This window comes from Streptomyces sp. SM18 (assembly GCF_002910775.2).
GTDB lineage: Bacteria > Actinomycetota > Actinomycetes > Streptomycetales > Streptomycetaceae > Streptomyces > Streptomyces halstedii.
Genome location: NZ_CP029342.1, coordinates 6,979,614 through 6,995,276 on the forward strand (window position 1 = coordinate 6,979,614; position 15,663 = coordinate 6,995,276).

The 15,663-nt window shown below is 73.2% G+C and carries 14 protein-coding genes; 7 read left to right on the forward strand and 7 right to left on the reverse strand.

Features of this window, described 5'->3' with window-relative positions; all coding sequences use genetic code 11:
• Positions 1-172: 172 nt before the first annotated feature.
• Entirely contained in the window at positions 173-2,188 is a 2,016-nt protein-coding gene (locus B9S64_RS31060; RefSeq protein WP_103505008.1) for a GAF domain-containing protein, read from the forward strand.
• Positions 2,189-2,238: 50 nt separating this feature from the next.
• On the opposite strand, the gene B9S64_RS31065 is transcribed toward B9S64_RS31060, so the two are convergent.
• Genes B9S64_RS31065 through B9S64_RS31090 form a run of 6 tightly spaced genes read right to left on the reverse strand, consistent with a single transcriptional unit; the run spans position 2,239 to position 8,132 of the window.
• On the reverse strand, positions 2,239-3,180 hold the full coding sequence (locus B9S64_RS31065; RefSeq protein ID WP_103489245.1) for an alpha/beta hydrolase: 942 nt from the start codon (positions 3,178-3,180) through the stop codon (positions 2,239-2,241).
• Positions 3,177-4,391, reverse strand: a complete 1,215-nt coding sequence (locus B9S64_RS31070; protein WP_103489246.1) for a branched-chain amino acid ABC transporter permease — start codon at positions 4,389-4,391, stop codon at positions 3,177-3,179. Before B9S64_RS31070 ends, B9S64_RS31065 begins: the two co-directional genes overlap by 4 nt.
• A complete protein-coding gene (locus B9S64_RS31075; RefSeq protein ID WP_103489247.1) occupies positions 4,388-5,275 on the reverse strand; it encodes a branched-chain amino acid ABC transporter permease in 888 nt (295 codons plus the stop codon). The genes B9S64_RS31070 and B9S64_RS31075 overlap by 4 nt, the downstream gene beginning before the upstream one ends.
• Positions 5,275-6,105: an ABC transporter ATP-binding protein gene (locus tag B9S64_RS31080; RefSeq protein WP_258037713.1), complete on the reverse strand. Its 831-nt coding sequence runs from the start codon at positions 6,103-6,105 to the stop codon at positions 5,275-5,277. Before B9S64_RS31080 ends, B9S64_RS31075 begins: the two co-directional genes overlap by 1 nt.
• Entirely contained in the window at positions 6,102-6,893 is a 792-nt protein-coding gene (locus tag B9S64_RS31085) for an ABC transporter ATP-binding protein (protein WP_103489248.1), read from the reverse strand. Before B9S64_RS31085 ends, B9S64_RS31080 begins: the two co-directional genes overlap by 4 nt.
• A gap of 3 nt (positions 6,894-6,896) precedes the next feature.
• Positions 6,897-8,132, reverse strand: coding sequence for a substrate-binding domain-containing protein (locus tag B9S64_RS31090; protein WP_103489249.1), 1,236 nt, complete (start codon positions 8,130-8,132; stop codon positions 6,897-6,899).
• A gap of 348 nt (positions 8,133-8,480) precedes the next feature.
• Between B9S64_RS31090 and B9S64_RS31095 the strand changes: the two genes are divergently transcribed.
• The gene (locus B9S64_RS31095; protein ID WP_103489250.1) at positions 8,481-9,284 is read left to right on the forward strand and encodes a CoA transferase subunit A; all 804 of its coding nucleotides are present in this window, start codon (positions 8,481-8,483) and stop codon (positions 9,282-9,284) included.
• Positions 9,285-9,286: 2 nt separating this feature from the next.
• A complete protein-coding gene (locus tag B9S64_RS31100; protein WP_103489251.1) occupies positions 9,287-9,928 on the forward strand; it encodes a 3-oxoacid CoA-transferase subunit B in 642 nt (213 codons plus the stop codon).
• A gap of 44 nt (positions 9,929-9,972) precedes the next feature.
• Here the strand turns inward: B9S64_RS31100 and B9S64_RS31105 are convergent, their stop codons facing one another.
• The gene (locus B9S64_RS31105) at positions 9,973-10,920 is read right to left on the reverse strand and encodes a methionyl-tRNA formyltransferase (protein ID WP_037881299.1); all 948 of its coding nucleotides are present in this window, start codon (positions 10,918-10,920) and stop codon (positions 9,973-9,975) included.
• A 249-nt stretch (positions 10,921-11,169) separates the two neighbouring features.
• Here B9S64_RS31105 and B9S64_RS31110 point away from each other — a divergent pair, with 249 nt between their 5' ends.
• From B9S64_RS31110 to B9S64_RS31125, 4 genes are all read left to right on the forward strand, one after another.
• Positions 11,170-12,507: a lysine N(6)-hydroxylase/L-ornithine N(5)-oxygenase family protein gene (locus B9S64_RS31110; protein WP_103489252.1), complete on the forward strand. Its 1,338-nt coding sequence runs from the start codon at positions 11,170-11,172 to the stop codon at positions 12,505-12,507.
• 103 nt (positions 12,508-12,610) lie between these two features.
• Positions 12,611-13,669: an iron ABC transporter permease gene (locus B9S64_RS31115; protein ID WP_103489253.1), complete on the forward strand. Its 1,059-nt coding sequence runs from the start codon at positions 12,611-12,613 to the stop codon at positions 13,667-13,669.
• The gene (locus B9S64_RS31120) at positions 13,666-14,727 is read left to right on the forward strand and encodes an iron chelate uptake ABC transporter family permease subunit (RefSeq protein WP_103489254.1); all 1,062 of its coding nucleotides are present in this window, start codon (positions 13,666-13,668) and stop codon (positions 14,725-14,727) included. Before B9S64_RS31115 ends, B9S64_RS31120 begins: the two co-directional genes overlap by 4 nt.
• Positions 14,728-14,770: 43 nt before the next feature.
• Positions 14,771-15,625: an ABC transporter ATP-binding protein gene (locus tag B9S64_RS31125; protein ID WP_103489255.1), complete on the forward strand. Its 855-nt coding sequence runs from the start codon at positions 14,771-14,773 to the stop codon at positions 15,623-15,625.
• Positions 15,626-15,663 lie beyond the last annotated feature (38 nt).

Consider the following 15,663-nt stretch of genomic DNA (forward strand, 5'->3'; position numbering starts at 1 on the left):
GCTCACAGGGGTGACGTGGACAGGCAGGGCTGGCAGGGTTGCGCATCGGCGGGCACGAGCCGCGATACGGCCACGCCGTCCCCTTCCCGCACGACGTCCACCCGGCGCGCCGCACCGGCCGGTCCCGTGCGGCGGGAACGGCGGGGGCGGCGGGACGGACAGGGAGGCGGAGATGGACGCGAGCACGGCGGCGGGCGTCGAGGGGCGGCACGCGACGGACGGGGGCGGCCCCCGCACCCCTGAGACCGCTCCGGACGCCTCCGCCGCCCCGCATCTGCGCCGCCTGTTCGACCTGCTCGCCGCTGACGCGCCCGCCGAGGCGCTCGGCGCGGTCATCGGGCAGGCCCGGGAGGCGGGCGTCGGCGGCGCCGACCTGGCGGAGACCGAGCGGGCCGTCGCCACGGCCCTGCGGGTACGCAGCTCGCTGCGGGCCCACCGCCGCCGCGAGCTCGAACTCGCGGCCCTCTTCGACACGGCGGGCGACCTCGCCGCCTCCCGCGACCTCGACGAGGTGCTGAAGGCCATCGTCCGGCGGGCCCGGATGCTGCTGGGCACCGACACCGCCTATCTGACGCTGCCCGACGAGGAGGCGGGGGACACCTACATGCGGGTCACGGACGGCTCCGTGTCGCCGGTGTTCCAGAACCTCCGGCTCGAACTGGGGGAAGGACTCGGCGGACTGGTGGCCCAGACCACCCGCCCGTACGCCACCCCCGACTACCGCACGGACGACCGCTTCCGGCACACCCGCAACATCAACGCGGGCGTCTTCGAGGAAGGCCTGGTCGCCATCCTCGGCGTGCCGCTGCTGCTCGGCTCGGTGCACGGCGGCGACCGCAAGGTGATCGGTGTGCTCTTCGCCGCCGACCGCACCCCCCGCGCGTTCAGCCCCGACGAGGTGGCCCTGCTCTCCTCGCTGGCCGCGCACGCCGCCATCGCCATCGACACCGCCCGCGCGCTGCACGACACCCGCGCCGCCCTCGCCGAACTCGCCGAGGTGAACGCGCTGGTACGGGCCCACGCGGCGGCCGTGCAGCGCGCCGAGGAGGCGCACGACCGGCTCACCGACCTCGTGCTGCGCGGAGGGGGCGTGCGGGACGTGGCCGCGGCGGTGGCCGGACTGCTCGACGGGGCCCTCACCGTGCACGATCCGGGAGGCCGCCCGCTGGCCGCCGTACGGCACGACGGGGGCCCGTTCGCCGCCGACTCGATGGACGCGGGCTGGCTCGTCTCGGCCGCCGAGGAATCCCGTGCGGCGGCCCGCGCGGTGGCCCGCTCCGGACGGTGGATCTGCGCGGTCCTGGCCGGGCAGGAGCTCCTGGCCATCATGGTGCTGCACCGGCGTGAGCCGCTGGAGGACGCGGACCGGCGGATGTTCGAACGCGCCGGCGTCGTCACCGGCCTGCTCATGCTGCTGCGGCGCACCGTGGCCGAGACCGAGAACCGGGTGCGCGGCGAACTCGTCACCGACCTGCTGACCGACGCGGGCCGCAATCCGGCGCTGCTCGCCGAACGCGGCCGCCGCCTGGGAGTGGACCTCGACCGGCCGCACCTGGTGCTGGTCGCCGACACCGCGCCCGAGGCCCGGGACCGGCTCAGCTCGGCCGTCGTCCGCCATCTGTTCGGGTCGCCGGGAGGCAGCGCGAGCGCCGAACACGCGGGCGCGGTCGTGCTGCTGGTGAGCGCCGAGGGGGCGCAGGCCCCGGATCAGGCCGCCCGCGCCGCCGCCGTGCAGCTCGGCCATCTCACCGGGGCGCCGGTCACGGTGGCCGCCGCCGGACCGACCTCGGGTCCCTCCGCGATCGCGGACGCGCACGCCGAGGCGGTGCGCTGTCTGCGCGCCCTGCATGTCCTGGGCCGGCACGGCGACGGGGCGTCGGCGGGCCAACTCGGGTTCCTCGGAGTGGTGCTGGGGGACGCCAAGGACGTCGGCGGGTTCGTGTCCGGGACCCTCGGCCCGCTCCTGGAGTACGACGCCCGGCGCGGCACCGAACTGGTCCGCACACTCGCCGCCTACTTCGGCGCGGGCGGCAGCCTGACCCGCGCCAAGGCCGCGCTGCACGTGCACGTCAACACGGTGGTGCAACGCCTGGACCGCATCGAGGCCCTGCTCGGCCCGGACTGGAACCACCCCGACCGGGCGCTGGAACTACAACTCGCATTGCGCTTGCAGCAGTTGCACCTCTGAGCGCCGAGCGCCCCACCGGACCGGCGGGGCGCTCGACACACGAGGGACCGTCAGGCGGCCTGCACCCCTGCCGACTTCAGCAGCAGGTCCGCGACGAGTGCCGCCCCCGACTCGCCTGTGAGCACCGTGTAGTGGTTGGTGTCCGGGGCGGGCAGCGGGGTGACGCCGGTGCCGTCGAGGGCGGCGGCGGCGAGGCGCTCGGGGTCGTAGAGGCCCTGGGGCTCGTCCATCAACCCGCGTTCCGCCCACAGCAGGGTGGCGGGCACCGGCAGGGAGCGGACGGCGGCGAGCACGTCCGCGTCGAAGAGGCCGATGCCGTCCGTGCGGACGGCCTCCAGCCGGCACGAGGACCGCATCACCGGTTCCGTGCCCACCAGGTCGCGCTGGATGTACGCCTCGGTCTCCGGCGTCCACCGGTCCGCGAACGAGGGGTGCGCCTGCCAGAACTCCCGGTAGGCGGTGCGGTCCTGGAAGGTCATGGACAGCCGGTCCATGGCCGGGCCGATCACCGCGGTCATCAGCTCGTCCGGTGACAGATGGGTGGGGGCGGGGAAGCCGACCCCGCCGTCCACGAGCAGCAGCGGCCCGAACCGCTCCGGGTGGCGTACGGAGGCCAGCGCGGCCGTAAAGGCGCCCATCGAGTGACCGGCGAGCACCGGCCGCTCCGGCGCGAGCGCCTCGGCGACCACCGCGACGTCGTCCGCGTGGGCGTCGATGCCGTACGGGCCGGGCAGGCCCGAACTGCCCGCCCGGCCCCGCAGATCGGGGGCGAGGAGCGTGGCGCGGCCCGCGAGGTGGCGGGCGACCGCGCCCCACGACAGGCCGTTGGCGGTGATGCCGTGCAGGGCGAGCACCGTGGGGGCCCGCGGGACGGACGCCGGCCAGCGCAGGACGGCGAGGTCACCGCCGGGGACCGGGACGCGCAGTTCCTCGAAGGACAGCGGCTCGGGACCTGCGGATACGGCGGCGGGCGTGGTGCCGGTGGGGGTCACGGCGTGTGCCTTTCCTTGGTGTCGGTGTCGGTGTCGGTGTCGGTGTCGGCGGCGGCCGAGGCCGGGTCGTCCGGGGCCGGGTCGTCCGGGGCCGGGGCGTCCGGGACGCCCTTCCCGCCACCCCGGCGCGCAGCGCGCGCCTCGCGGATCCGGCCGGGCAGGGCCGCGAGGCCACCGGGCAGCACGTTGACGACGATCACGAACAACGCGCCGAGCAGGAACAGCGGTTGGCTGAGCGGCACCCGCAGTACGGCGGGCAGGTCGGCCACGGCCGCCGAGTTCGCCACGTCGCCGAGCCGGTGGTCGGCCCAGGTGTAGAGGATACCGCCGAGCATCGGGCCCCAGCGGGTGCCGGAGCCGCCGAGGACGACCATGACCAGCAGGGACAGCGTGAACTCGGAGCTGGTGGTGTGCGGGGTCGAACCGCCGGTCAGCAGCAGGTGCACGATACCGCCGAGCGCGGCCAGACCGCCCGCCACGGTGAAGGCCACGAGCTTGAACCCGTACGGGCGCAGCCCCAGCACCTCGACGCGGCGCTCGTTCTCCTTGATGCCCTCCCAGACCCGGCCGGTCGGCGAGTGGGTGGTGAGGTGCACGACGGCGAGGGTCAGACCGAGGAAGGCGAGCGTGATCCAGTACAGGTTGGCGGTGTTGTCGATGCCGACGAGTGAGGAGGGAAGGAATCCGGCGGCGACCGCCCGGCCCTCCTCGCCGCCCGTGAAGCCGCCCGGGTCCCGGGCCACCACGATCGAACCGGCCTGCGCGAACGCCAGCGTCACCATCGAGAAGCCGATACCGGTGACCCGCAGGCTGACCGAGCCGAGCAGCACGGCGAGCACGACGCCGAAGACCAGCCCGAGCACCACCGACAGGCCGAACGGCAGGCCCGCCTCCTGCATCATCGTGTTGGTGGCGTAGCTGCCCGCCGCGAAGTACAGGGCGTGGCCGAAGGACAGCAGCCCGGTGCGGCCGAGCAGCAGGTCGTATCCCGTCGCCAGCGCCCCGAAGAGCAGGCACGTCGCCAGGAGTTGCAGACTGCCGGCGCTGCCGACGGGCCCGTCCAGCAGGCCCGGGACCTCCAGGGCGCAGTACGGCAGCAGGAACAGCAGGACGAACAGCCCTACGGGCCAGCGGCGCAGCAGGCGGTGTACGGGGGAGCCCCCGGTGCCGGGGGCGGCGGCGTGGGTGGCGGTGTCGGTGACGGTGCTCATGCGAGCCTCCCGGTGAGACCGCGCGGGCGCACCAGCAGCAGGGCGGCGAGCAGCACGACGACGGCGAGGTCGCCGAGACCGGCGGTGGTGTAGTAGTTGGCGAACTGCTGGACGAGGCCGATGACGACGGACGCCACGGCGGCGCCCGTCACCGAGCCCATGCCGCCGGTCACCACGACCACGAACGCGAAGATCAGCAGCGAGGTCCCCTGGCCCGGGTCGACCGAACCGAAGTACAGGCCGCCCAGCGCCCCGCCGAGCGCGGCGGCCGCGCCGCCGATCGCGAAGACGAGCGTGAAGGCCTTGCGGACGTCGATGCCGAGCGCGGTGACCATGGCCCGGTCCTCGACCCCCGCCCGGACCACCAGCCCGTGCCGGGTGCGGTCGAGGAACAGCTTCAGGCCCGCCCAGACCAGCACGGCCGCGGCGATCAGCACCAGCCGGTTGGCCGGGACGCTGGCACCGAGCACCCCGACGGTGCTCTTCAGAGCCTCCGGGCCGGGGAACGTCAGCGGATCGGTGCCCCAGATCCCCGACAGCAGGGCGGGGACGGCCAGCGACACCCCGACCGTGGCGAGCACCTGCTCACGCGGGCGGGTGTAGAGGGGCCGTACGACGACCAGTTCCAGCACGATCGCCGCGAGCGTGCCGACGGCCACCCCGAACACGACGGCCAGGACGAAGCCGAGTCCGCCGGAACCCGCGCCGGGGAGGTGGCCGGAGGCGGCCCACCAGGTGGCGTAGGCGCCGACCGACAGCAGCGCGCCGTGCGCGAAGTTCAGCACGTCCATCAGGCCGAAGATCAGCGAGAGCCCGGAGGCGACGAGGAAGTACAGCGCACCGAGACCGAGGCCGGTCAGGGTGAGCAGGACGACGGTGTCCATCAGAGGTCGGCCTCCGTGCGGTCGGACCGCCCCGCCCCGGCCGCGTCGTCGGCGGTGGTGGGCGGGGTGGCGGGGGAGGGGGCGCGCCCGACGCCCAGGAGGCGGCGGGTGGCCTCCGGGTCGCCGAGCAGCGCGGCGGCGGGACCCTGGTGGGCGGTGCGGCCGTCGGCGAGCACCGTGCAGTGGGTGGCGAGCCGGCGGACCATGGCGAGGTTCTGCTCGACGAGCAGCACCGGGACGGCCTCGGCCGCGCGTTCCAGCACGGTGGTGACCTCGGTGACGACCTTCGGGGCGAGGCCCTTGGTCGGCTCGTCCGCGATGATCAGCCGGTTGCCGTTGAGCAGGGTGCGGCCGATGGCCACCATCTGCTGCTGGCCGCCGGAGAGCGTGCCGGCCGCCTGCCGGGCGCGGGCGAGGAGTTCGGGGAACAGTTCGTGGACGAGCGCGTAGTCCGGCTCCCCGTCGCCGCGTTCGGCCAGGCGCAGGTTCTCCGCGACGGTCAGACCGGCGAAGACGCCCCGGTCCTCGGGGGCGTAACCGATGCCCCGGCGGACCAGGGTGTGCGTGGGCAGGCCCACCGTCTCCTCGCCGTCCAGCAGCACACTGCCGGTGCGGGGCACCAGGCCGAGCACCCCGCGCACGGTGGTGGTCTTGCCCGCGCCGTTGCGGCCGAGCAGGGCGGTGACCCCCTGGGCCGCGACGTCGAGGTCCACGCCGTGCAGGATGTGCCGTCCGCCGATCAGGACGCGCAGGCCGCGGACGGCGAGCAACGGGCCGCCCGCGGCGGGACGGGTGGTGGGGACGGTGCGTGCCGTCCGGCCGGGGCTCACAGGGCCGCCCCGAGGTAGGCCCGCTGGACGGTGGCGTCGGCGGTGACGGCCTCCGGGGTGTCCAGGGCGAGCAGGCTGCCGTGGTGCATCACGGCGAGCCGGTCGGCCAGGCCCAGCAGGACGTCCATGTGGTGCTCCACCATGAGCACGGTGCGGCCCTCGTCGCGGTGCAGACCGCGGATCAGCTCGGTCAGGGCGGGTACCTCCTCCGCGCTGACGCCCGCCATCGGCTCGTCCAGCAGCATCAGCCGGGGTTCACCGACCAGCAGGACGGCGAGTTCGAGCTTGCGCTTCTCCCCGTGTGAGAGGGACCGCGCCGGTACGTCGGCGCGGTGCGTCAGACCGGTGCGGACCAGCACGTCGTCCACCTGGTCCTGGTAGCGGGAGGCCCGCCGCCAGATCCGGTACGAGCCGCCGCCCGCCGCCTGCGCGGCGAGGCGGACGTGCTCGGCGACGCTCATCGCGGGCCACAGGCTCGACGTCTGGAAGGTGCGGCCGAGGCCGCGCCGCGCACGGGCGTGCGGGGCCTCGCCGGTGATGTCGGCCCCGTCGAGGAGGACCCGGCCGGTGGTGGCCGGGACCAGACCGCTGATCAGGTTGAACAGCGACGTCTTGCCGGCCCCGTTGGGGCCGATGAAGGCGAGGAACTCACCTTCGCGGACGTCGAGCGAGACGTCCGAGAGGATGGTCGCGCCGCCGACGGTCCAGCCGGCCGACTCCAGAGCGAGGACGGCGGGGGCGACCGCCGCGCCGGGCCCGTGCCCGGCGCCTTCGGGTGCCGCGGTCATGGATCAGCCCGCCTGGGGCTGGACGGGAGGGGTCACATCGCCCATGGGGAGGGTCTTGATCAGCTCCGGCACCGCGGTCGCGCCGCTGCCGGTGAGCTTCGCCTGGAACATCGGCTGGAGCATGGCGTGGTCCTCGGCACGGATCTTCTGCTCGCCCTTGACCCCCTCGAACGTCCAGCCCTCCAGGGACTTCACCATGGCGTCCACGTCGTCGGCGCCGGCCTCGACGGCGCGCACGACCATCTGCGCGGCGGTGAAACCGTCCGGGGTGAACAGGTCGGGGGTGCCGCCGGCCTTCTCGACGGACTCGATCATCGCCTTCTCCGCGTCGGTGCCGGCCGCGCCCGCGAAGTAGTGGGCGAGGAAGGTGATCTTCGCGCCGCCCGACCCGAACACCGGGTACGAGGCGGTGCCGGCCAGACCGGTGGTGACGGTGGAGGAGGACAGCACCCCCTGCTGGTCCAGCGCGGTCCACAGTGCCGGGGCGGTGGCACCGGCCCAGGCCACGAACACCAGGTCGGGACCGGCGGACTTGACCTGGCGCGCGAACGGTGTGAGGTCGGTGGCGCTCGGCGGTGCCAGCACCGAGGAGACCTTGGCGCCCTCACCGCCGAGGACCGCCTTGACCGCGCTCACGTTGGCCTGCCCGAAGGTGGAGTCCTGGGCGAGGACGGTGACCTTCTTGCCCTTGGCGTCACCGAGCATGGCGGCGGCGGTCAGGGTGTCCTGGTAGGACTGGCGGCCGGAGCGGAACGTGTACCCGTTGATGCCGGTCACCGCGTCCGTGGCGGCGGGCCCGTCGATGTACAGCACCTTGTTCTGCGCGGCCAGCGGGGCCATCTGGAGGGCGACACCGGAGTCCGTGCTGCCCGCGATGATCTTCGTGCCCTTGCCGATGAGGTCCTTGCCGGCGGCGACGGCCTTGGAGGCGTCACCGGCGTCGTCCCGCTCGGTCACCTTGATGGTCCGGCCGCCGGCCTTGCCGGTGCCCTTCGTCGCGTAGTCGAGTCCGGCCTGGAAGCCCTCGACGTACTGCTTGCCGTAGGCGGCGAGCGGGCCGGTCTTGGAGTAGACGAGACCGACCTCGACGGGCGCGGAGTCCTTGCCGCCCCCGGCCGCGGAGTCCGAGCCCGCCGTGCCGGCCTTGGCGCAGCCGGAGGCGAGGAGCGCCGCGACCGCGAGGGCGGCCACCGAGGCGAGGGTTCTGGTGCGGCGGGGGTGTGCGGAGGTGACAGGCATGGGAACGGCTCCCGGAGAGTGGTTGCCGCACCGGCCCGGTCGTGCCCCGGGGGACCGGGGCACATCTGCGGCGGACGGCGGCGGCGGCGCAGTTGCTGACGGTTGGGACGGTAAAAGTTGGCCACCGGCGCCGACATGGTGCCGCGCACCGCACCTGCGGCGGCGCTCATGTGTCCGTCCCACATGGCGGGGGCGTCCCGGGGACGGCGATCGTGAGGGACGGTCGGCCCCGGCGCGGTGCCGCGTCCCGGATCGCCGGGCGGCCGTCCGCCCGCGCCGCGCACTCCGCGCCGCGTGACGGGGCCCCGAGGGCCCCCGGTCCCCCCGTACGGAAGGCAGCACGAGGACATGGACAAGGTGGTGGGCTCCGCCGCGCAGGCGGTGGCCGGCATTCCCGACGGCGCGGTACTGGCCGTCGGCGGCTTCGGTGTGTGCGGCATCCCCTCGGGACTGATCGCCGCGCTCGTGGAGGCCGGGACCGGCGGACTGCGGGTCGTCTCCAACAACTGCGGCCTCGACGACTGGGGCCTCGGCCTGCTGCTGCGCGCCGGGCGGATCGTCCGTATGACGTCGTCCTACGTCGGTGAGAACAAGGAGTTCGCCCGCCGCTACCTCTCCGGCGAGCTGGAGGTGGAGCTGACCCCGCAGGGCACGCTCGCCGAGCGGCTGCGCGCGGGCGGCGCGGGCATCCCCGCCTTCTTCACCCCGGCGGGTGTCGGGACCCAGGTGGAGGAGGGCGGCCTGCCCTGGCGGTACGCCCCCGACGGCTCGGTCGCGGTGGCCTCGCCGCCCAAGGAGGTGCGCGCGTTCCGCGGCGGCCGCTATCTGCTGGAGGAGGCGATCACCGCCGACTACGCCCTGGTACGTGCCGCCGTCGCCGACCGGCACGGCAACTGCGTCTTCCACGCGGCCGCGGCGAACTTCAACCCGCTGGCGGCGATGGCCGGCCGCGTCACCGTCGTGGAGGCCGAACAGATCGTGGAACCCGGGCAGTTGGACCCCGACCGGGTGCATCTGCCGGGGGTGTTCGTGGACCGCGTCGTCGCGGCTGACCCGGACGACCGGCGCATCGAGCGCCGTACGGTCCGGCCGGCCGCCGAGCCCCCCGTCCCCGCCGAAGCGTCCGCCTCCCCGGCGGCGAAGGAGAACTGACGATGCCGCTCGACCGCGACCAGCTCGCCGCCCGCGCCGCCCGCGAACTGCGTGACGGCCAGTACGTGAACCTCGGGATCGGCCTGCCGACCCTGATCCCCGCCCATCTCCCGGACGGGGTGCACGTGGTGCTGCACTCCGAGAACGGCGTCCTCGGCGTCGGCCCGTACCCGGTCGCCGGGCAGGAGGGACCCGACCTGATCAACGCGGGCAAGGAGACCGTGACCGTCCTGCCGGGCGCCGCCTACTTCGACTCCGCGCTCTCCTTCGGCATGATCCGCGCGGGCCGCATCGACGTCTCCGTGCTCGGCGGCATGCAGGTCTCCGCCCGCGGCGACCTCGCCAACTGGACCGTGCCCGGCAAGATGGTCAAGGGCATGGGCGGCGCGATGGACCTCGTCCACGGCGCCCGCCGCATCCTGGTCGTGATGGAGCACACCGCGAAGGACGGCAGCCCGAAGATCGTCGAGGAGCTGACCCTGCCCGCGACCGGGCGCGCCGTCGTCCACCGGATCATCACCGAACTGGCCGTCATCGACGTGACCGGCGAGGGCCTGATCCTGGTGGAGACCGCGCCGGGCGTCACCGAGGACGAGGTGCGCGCCGCGACGGGGGCGGCGCTGCGCTCCGCGCTCGCCGCCTGACGGCCGCCCGGCCCGGTCCTCGCCGGGCCGGGCGGCCCGCCGTGTCAGGGACGGCCGGTCAGATAGCCGCCCATCGTGGTGAAGTACTCCGCCGCGGCCATCTCCCGGCCGTCCTCGGTCCGTACCCGGGTGAGGGCCAGGCCGCGGTTGCGGCCGGTGCGGGCGTCGGAGCCGGCGACGATCACCACGCCGTCGCCCTCGCGGTAGAAGACACGGCCGGGCGTGCCGCCGTAGCGGTTCTCCGAGACCCTCGCGGCGAGGACCTCCAGCCGCTTCCCCCGGTGGAAGGTGAAGGCGCTGGGGTAGGGCTCGGACTGGGCGCGGACCAGGCGTTCGAGGTCCTCGGCCGGCCAGTTCCAGTCGATGCGGATGTCCTCCTCGGACCGCTTGTGGAAGAAGCTCGCCCGTGAGCGGTCCTGCTTGGTGAACTCCGTCCGCCCCGAGGCGATGAGGTCGAGCGCGCCGATGGTGACCGGGGCGATCAGGCCGACGGTCTTGTGGAAGAGGTCCGTGGTGGTGTCGGCCGGGCCGACCGGGACCGCCTCCTGCCGGACGATGTCGCCGGCGTCGAGTTCGTCGTTCATCATGTGCGCCGTCACGCCCACTTCGGACTCGCCGTTGATCAGGGCCCAGATCAGCGGCGAGAAACCGGCGTACTTCGGCAGCAGCGAGTCGTGGACGTTCAGCGTGCCGTGCCGGGGGAGGGCGAAGACGCGCGGGGGGATCCAGGTCCGCCAGTTGTTGGCCACGATGATGTCCGGGGCCGCTTCCTCCAGGCGCCGGAACAGCTCCTCGTCGTCGGGGCGGTTGCGGATCAGGACCGGTACGCCGTTGGCCTCGGCGAGGTCGGCGACGGAGTCGCTCCAGATCTTCTCGTACGCGTGCTCGCTCTTGGGGTGGGTCACGACCAGCACCACGTCGTGCTCGGAGTCCAGGAGGGCTTGCAGGGTGCGGTGCCCCCAGGTCTGGTATCCGAACATGACGACACGCATGCGGTTCCTCCTACAGGACGGGGAGTGGTCGATGTCAGTAAAGCAAGGCTTACCTTACTCTGCAATGGGTATGCTTCGCAGCGCAGTTGAGGCGGGACCGGCGTCCGGGGTGCCTGATTTGCCGCTGTCGACAGCCTCACGTGATTAGCTTAGGCTCACCTAAGTTCCAGCGTGGGTGCCCCGTCGGTGTGCCCACGCTTCGTACTTCCCCGCGCCTGACGGGGGGTTTCCCCGCACGATGGGAGTGACATGTCGCAGGTTCATCCCGACGACGCACCACCGGTCCATGACCTCATCGGTATCGGCTTCGGGCCGTCCAACGTGGCCATGGCGATCGCGCTCGGCGAGCACAACGCGGACCCGGGCACACGCGAGAAGATCAGCGCGCGCTTCTTCGAGCAGCAGCCGCGCTTCGGCTGGCACCGCGGGATGCTGATCGACGACGCGACCATGCAGGTGTCCTTCCTCAAGGACCTGGTGACGCTCCGGAACCCGGCCAGTGAGTTCAGCTTCCTCTGCTATCTGAAGAGCAAGGGACGGCTGATCGACTTCATCAACCACAAGAACCTCTTCCCGCTGCGGGTGGAGTTCCACGACTACTTCGAGTGGGCTGCCGCCCAGGTCGGCGACCAGGTCTCCTACGGCCACGAGGTCGTCGGCGTCGCCCCCGTACTCCACGACGGAGCGGTGGAGTACCTGGACGTGACGGTCCGTTCGGCCGAGGGGCTCGCGGTCCACCGGGCCCGCAACCTCGTCATCGGCACCGGTCTGCGCCCCCGCCTGCCGGAGGGTGTCGAGCGTGGCGACCGCGTCTGGCACAACTCCGACCTGCTCAAGAAGGTCGACGGCCTGGAAGGCACCTCGCCCTCCAGGTTCGTCGTGGTGGGCGCGGGCCAGAGCGCCGCCGAGAACGTCGCCTATCTGCACCGCCGCTTCCCCGAGGCCGAGATATGCGCGGTCTTCACCCGCTACGGGTACAGCCCGGCCGACGACAGCGCCTTCGCCAACCGGATCTTCGACCCCGAGGCGGTCGACGACTACTTCGCCTCGCCCGAGGACGTCAAGCGCCGGCTGATGGACTATCACGGCAACACCAACTACTCGGTGGTGGACATCGATCTGATCGACGACCTGTACCGGCAGGTGTACCGGGAGAAGGTCCTCGGCACCGAGCGGCTGCGGTTCCTCAACGTCTCCCGCCTCACCGACGTCGAGGAGACGCCGGACAAGGTGAGTGCCACCGTGAAGTCCCTCGTCACGGGCGAGGAGACCCTGCTCGACGCCGACGTCGTGGTCTTCGCCACCGGCTACAGCCCCGTCGATCCGCTCGGCCTCCTCGGCGGCGTCGGGGACCACTGCCTGCGCGACGGCGAGGGGCGCGTGAGCGTCGAGCGCGACTACCGCATCGCGACCGACCCCCGGCTGCGCTGTGGCATCTACCTCCAGGGCGGTACGGAGCACACGCACGGCATCACCTCCGCCCTGCTGTCCAACACCGCGATCCGGGTCGGCGAGATCCTGGACTCGCTGATCGACCGGAGCGTCAAGGCCGCCCCCGACGCGGCCCGGCCGGTCGCGGGCGGCTGACCCGCACCCGCTCCCACCGGAGCCGCGGCCTGCCACGTCACGGTGTGAGATGCCCCACGGGCCCCGCAAGTCCCCGTTGATCAAAGGGATATCGTACGTCGACATGAGCACGACTGCACTGGAGCGCACCGCGCCCACCGGTATGACGGCGGCCCGCCGAAGACGGGTGGCGGGCTCGGTGGCGCTGGTCGTGGTGCTGGTGGTCGCGGTGGCCGTGTCGCTGGCCGTCGGTGCGCGCGCGCTGAGTCCGGCGGAGGTGTGGCACGGGCTGACCGCCGCGCCGGACGCCGACCGGCACCACACCGAGATCAGGCTGATCGTACGGACGGTACGGGTGCCCCGGACGGTGCTCGCGGTCGTCGCGGGCCTCGCCCTCGGGACCGGCGGCGCGCTGATCCAGGGCTTCACCCGCAACCCGATCGCGGACACGGGGCTGCTCGGCGTGAACTCCGGTGCCTCCTTCGCCGTGGTGTCGGCGATCGCCCTGTTCGGCTTCACCGACCCGTTCCAGTACGTCTGGTTCGCGTTCGCCGGGGCGGCCCTCGCCGGTGGCGTCGTCTTCGGGCTGTCGAGCATCGGCCGGGGGGCCGGCAATCCGCTGACCCTCGCGCTGGCCGGGCAGGGCATCACGGTGTTCCTCATGGCGATGACCACGGCGGTCGCGCTGTCGGACGTGAAGTCGCTGAACGCGCTGCGGTTCTGGAACGCGGGCTCCGTGGCCGGGGTCGGGTTCGGCGTCATCGGTCCGGTGGCCGTGTTCGTCGCGGTGGGGCTGGTGGCGGCGCTGGCCCTGCTGCCGTCCCTCAACCTGCTGAACCTCGGGGACGACGTGGCGCGGGGGCTCGGGGTGAACATCGCGCTGAGCCGGACCGTGGGCATCGTCGCCGTCACCCTGCTGGCGGGGGCGGCCACGGCGGCGTGCGGCCCCATCGCCTTCCTCGGGCTCATGGTGGCGCACGTGGCCCGGTACCTGACCGGACCGGACTACCGCTGGCTGGTGCCGTACGCGGGCCTGCTCGGCGCCGTCGTCCTGCTGGTCTGTGACATCGTGGGCCGACTGGTCGTGCGGCCGGGCGAGTTGGACGCCGGAATCGTCGTGGCCCTGCTCGGCGCCCCGTTCTTCGCGGCTCTGGTGTGGCGAGGAAAGTTCAGGAGCGCATGAACACGACCGAAACCGGGCGGGCGACGGCCCCGGGCGTACGGCTCGGGCAGGTGTCGTTCGTGTGGCGGCCCTGGATCGCCGGCGTCACCCTGCTGCTGGCGGCGGCGGCCTTCCTGGTGTTCTGCCTGTCCATCGCGGTCGGGGACTTCCCCATCGCCCTGCCCCGGGTGATCGCCACCCTGCTGGGCGGCGGCGAGCAGGTCGACGCGTTCGTGGTCATGGACCTGCGGATGCCGCGCGCGCTGGCCGGACTCGTGGTGGGCATCGCCCTGGGGGTGTCCGGGGCGATCACGCAGTCCGTCGCGCGCAACCCGCTGGCCAGCCCGGACGTCCTGGGCATCACCGGCGGGGCCGGCACGGTCGCGGTGTTCCTGGTGACGGTGTCCGGCGGGACCGCCGCCGCGGTCGTCTCCACCCTGGGGCTGTCCGCCGCGGCGCTCGCCGGCGGGCTCGCCACGGGGCTGCTGGTGTACTTCCTGGCGTGGCGGCGCGGGATCGACGGCTTCCGCCTCATCCTCATCGGCATCTCGGTGAGCGCCGTCATGGAGGCGCTCACGACCTGGCTGCTGGTCTCGGCCGACATCCGGGACGTGGCCAGGGCCCAGGCATGGCTGGTCGGCTCGCTGGACAACCGGTCCTGGGACGAGGTCGGCACCGCGTTCTGGTGCGTGCTGGTGCTCGTGGTGGTCGTGGCGTGCGCCGCGTTCCAGTTCAAGCCGATGCACCTCGGCGACGACGTGGCGGCGGGGCTGGGCGTCCGCTACACCCGGGTGCGGGCGGTCCTGCTGCTCTGTGCGGTCCTGCTGGCGGCCGCCGCGGTGAGCGCGGCGGGCCCGGTCCCGTTCGTGGCGCTGGTGGCCCCGCAGGTGGCGATGCGTCTGGCCAGGTGCCCCACGCCTCCCATGGCGGCCTCCGGCCTGGTGGGCGCCCTGCTGCTGACCGGCTCGGACCTGGTCGCGCGTACGGCGCTGCCGTTCACCCTCCCGGTCGGCGTGGTCACGGCGGCCGTCGGAGGTCCCTTCCTCGTGTACCTGCTGGTGCGGGCGAACCTCAGGTAGCCGATGACAAGAATGAGCGAGATCCTGAGAGACAGGGGGAGCTGTGGCCGTTTCGCACATCACCACGGTTGATTCCACGGCCGGCGGTGTCTCCCGGCTGGCCGCCAGGGGCGTCACGGTCGGCTACGGCGGACGGACCGTCATCGACGGCCTCGACGTGTCGATCCCGCCCGGACTGGTCACCACGATCATCGGGCCCAACGGCTGTGGGAAGTCCACCCTGTTGCGCACCCTGACGCGGCTGCTCAAACCGGCCGGCGGCACGGTCGTGCTGGACGGCGAGGACATCAGCCGGCTCAGGACCAGGGACGTGGCGAAGCGGCTCGGCCTGCTGCCGCAGGCACCGGTCGCGCCGGAGGGGCTGACGGTGGCCGACCTGGTCGCCCGGGGGCGCCATCCGCACCAGAGCTGGCTGCGGCAGTGGTCCTCCGACGACGCCTCGGTCGTCGAGCGCGCGCTGGCCATGACCGGGGTCCTGGACCTGGCCGACCGCCCGGTGGACTCGCTCTCCGGAGGCCAGCGCCAGCGCGTGTGGATATCGATGACGCTGGCTCAGGGCACCGACCTGCTGCTGCTGGACGAGCCGACCACCTATCTGGACCTGGCGCACGCCATCGACGTACTCGACCTGGTGGACGACCTGCACGAGTCGGGCCGCACGGTGGTCATGGTGCTCCACGACCTCAACCTGGCCACCCGTTACAGCGACCATCTCGTCGTCATGCGGGCGGGAGCGATCCTGGCGCAGGGCCACCCGCGCGAGGTGGTCACCGAGGAACTGCTGTACGAGGCGTTCGGGCTGCGGGCCAAGGTGATCGACGACCCGATGGGGGACCGCCCGCTCATCGTGCCCATCGGCCGCGCCCACGTCCGGCTCGACCGGGGCACCCCCGCCTGACATCGCCCAACTGGGCGCCTCCGTACGGAAACAGAGAA

Excerpts from the sequence above, each read along its gene's own strand:
- B9S64_RS31060 (WP_103505008.1), top strand. The coding sequence starts at position 173 with ATGGACGCGAGCACGGCGGCGGGCGTCGAGGGGCGGCACGCGACGGAC.
- B9S64_RS31070 (WP_103489246.1), bottom strand. The coding sequence starts at position 4,391 with ATGAGCACCGTCACCGACACCGCCACCCACGCCGCCGCCCCCGGCACC.
- B9S64_RS31075 (WP_103489247.1), bottom strand. The coding sequence starts at position 5,275 with ATGGACACCGTCGTCCTGCTCACCCTGACCGGCCTCGGTCTCGGTGCG.
- B9S64_RS31085 (WP_103489248.1), bottom strand. The coding sequence starts at position 6,893 with ATGACCGCGGCACCCGAAGGCGCCGGGCACGGGCCCGGCGCGGCGGTC.
- B9S64_RS31090 (WP_103489249.1), bottom strand. The coding sequence starts at position 8,132 with ATGCCTGTCACCTCCGCACACCCCCGCCGCACCAGAACCCTCGCCTCG.
- B9S64_RS31095 (WP_103489250.1), top strand. The coding sequence starts at position 8,481 with ATGGACAAGGTGGTGGGCTCCGCCGCGCAGGCGGTGGCCGGCATTCCC.
- B9S64_RS31100 (WP_103489251.1), top strand. The coding sequence starts at position 9,287 with ATGCCGCTCGACCGCGACCAGCTCGCCGCCCGCGCCGCCCGCGAACTG.
- B9S64_RS31105 (WP_037881299.1), bottom strand. The coding sequence starts at position 10,920 with ATGCGTGTCGTCATGTTCGGATACCAGACCTGGGGGCACCGCACCCTG.
- B9S64_RS31110 (WP_103489252.1), top strand. The coding sequence starts at position 11,170 with ATGTCGCAGGTTCATCCCGACGACGCACCACCGGTCCATGACCTCATC.
- B9S64_RS31115 (WP_103489253.1), top strand. The coding sequence starts at position 12,611 with ATGAGCACGACTGCACTGGAGCGCACCGCGCCCACCGGTATGACGGCG.
- B9S64_RS31120 (WP_103489254.1), top strand. The coding sequence starts at position 13,666 with ATGAACACGACCGAAACCGGGCGGGCGACGGCCCCGGGCGTACGGCTC.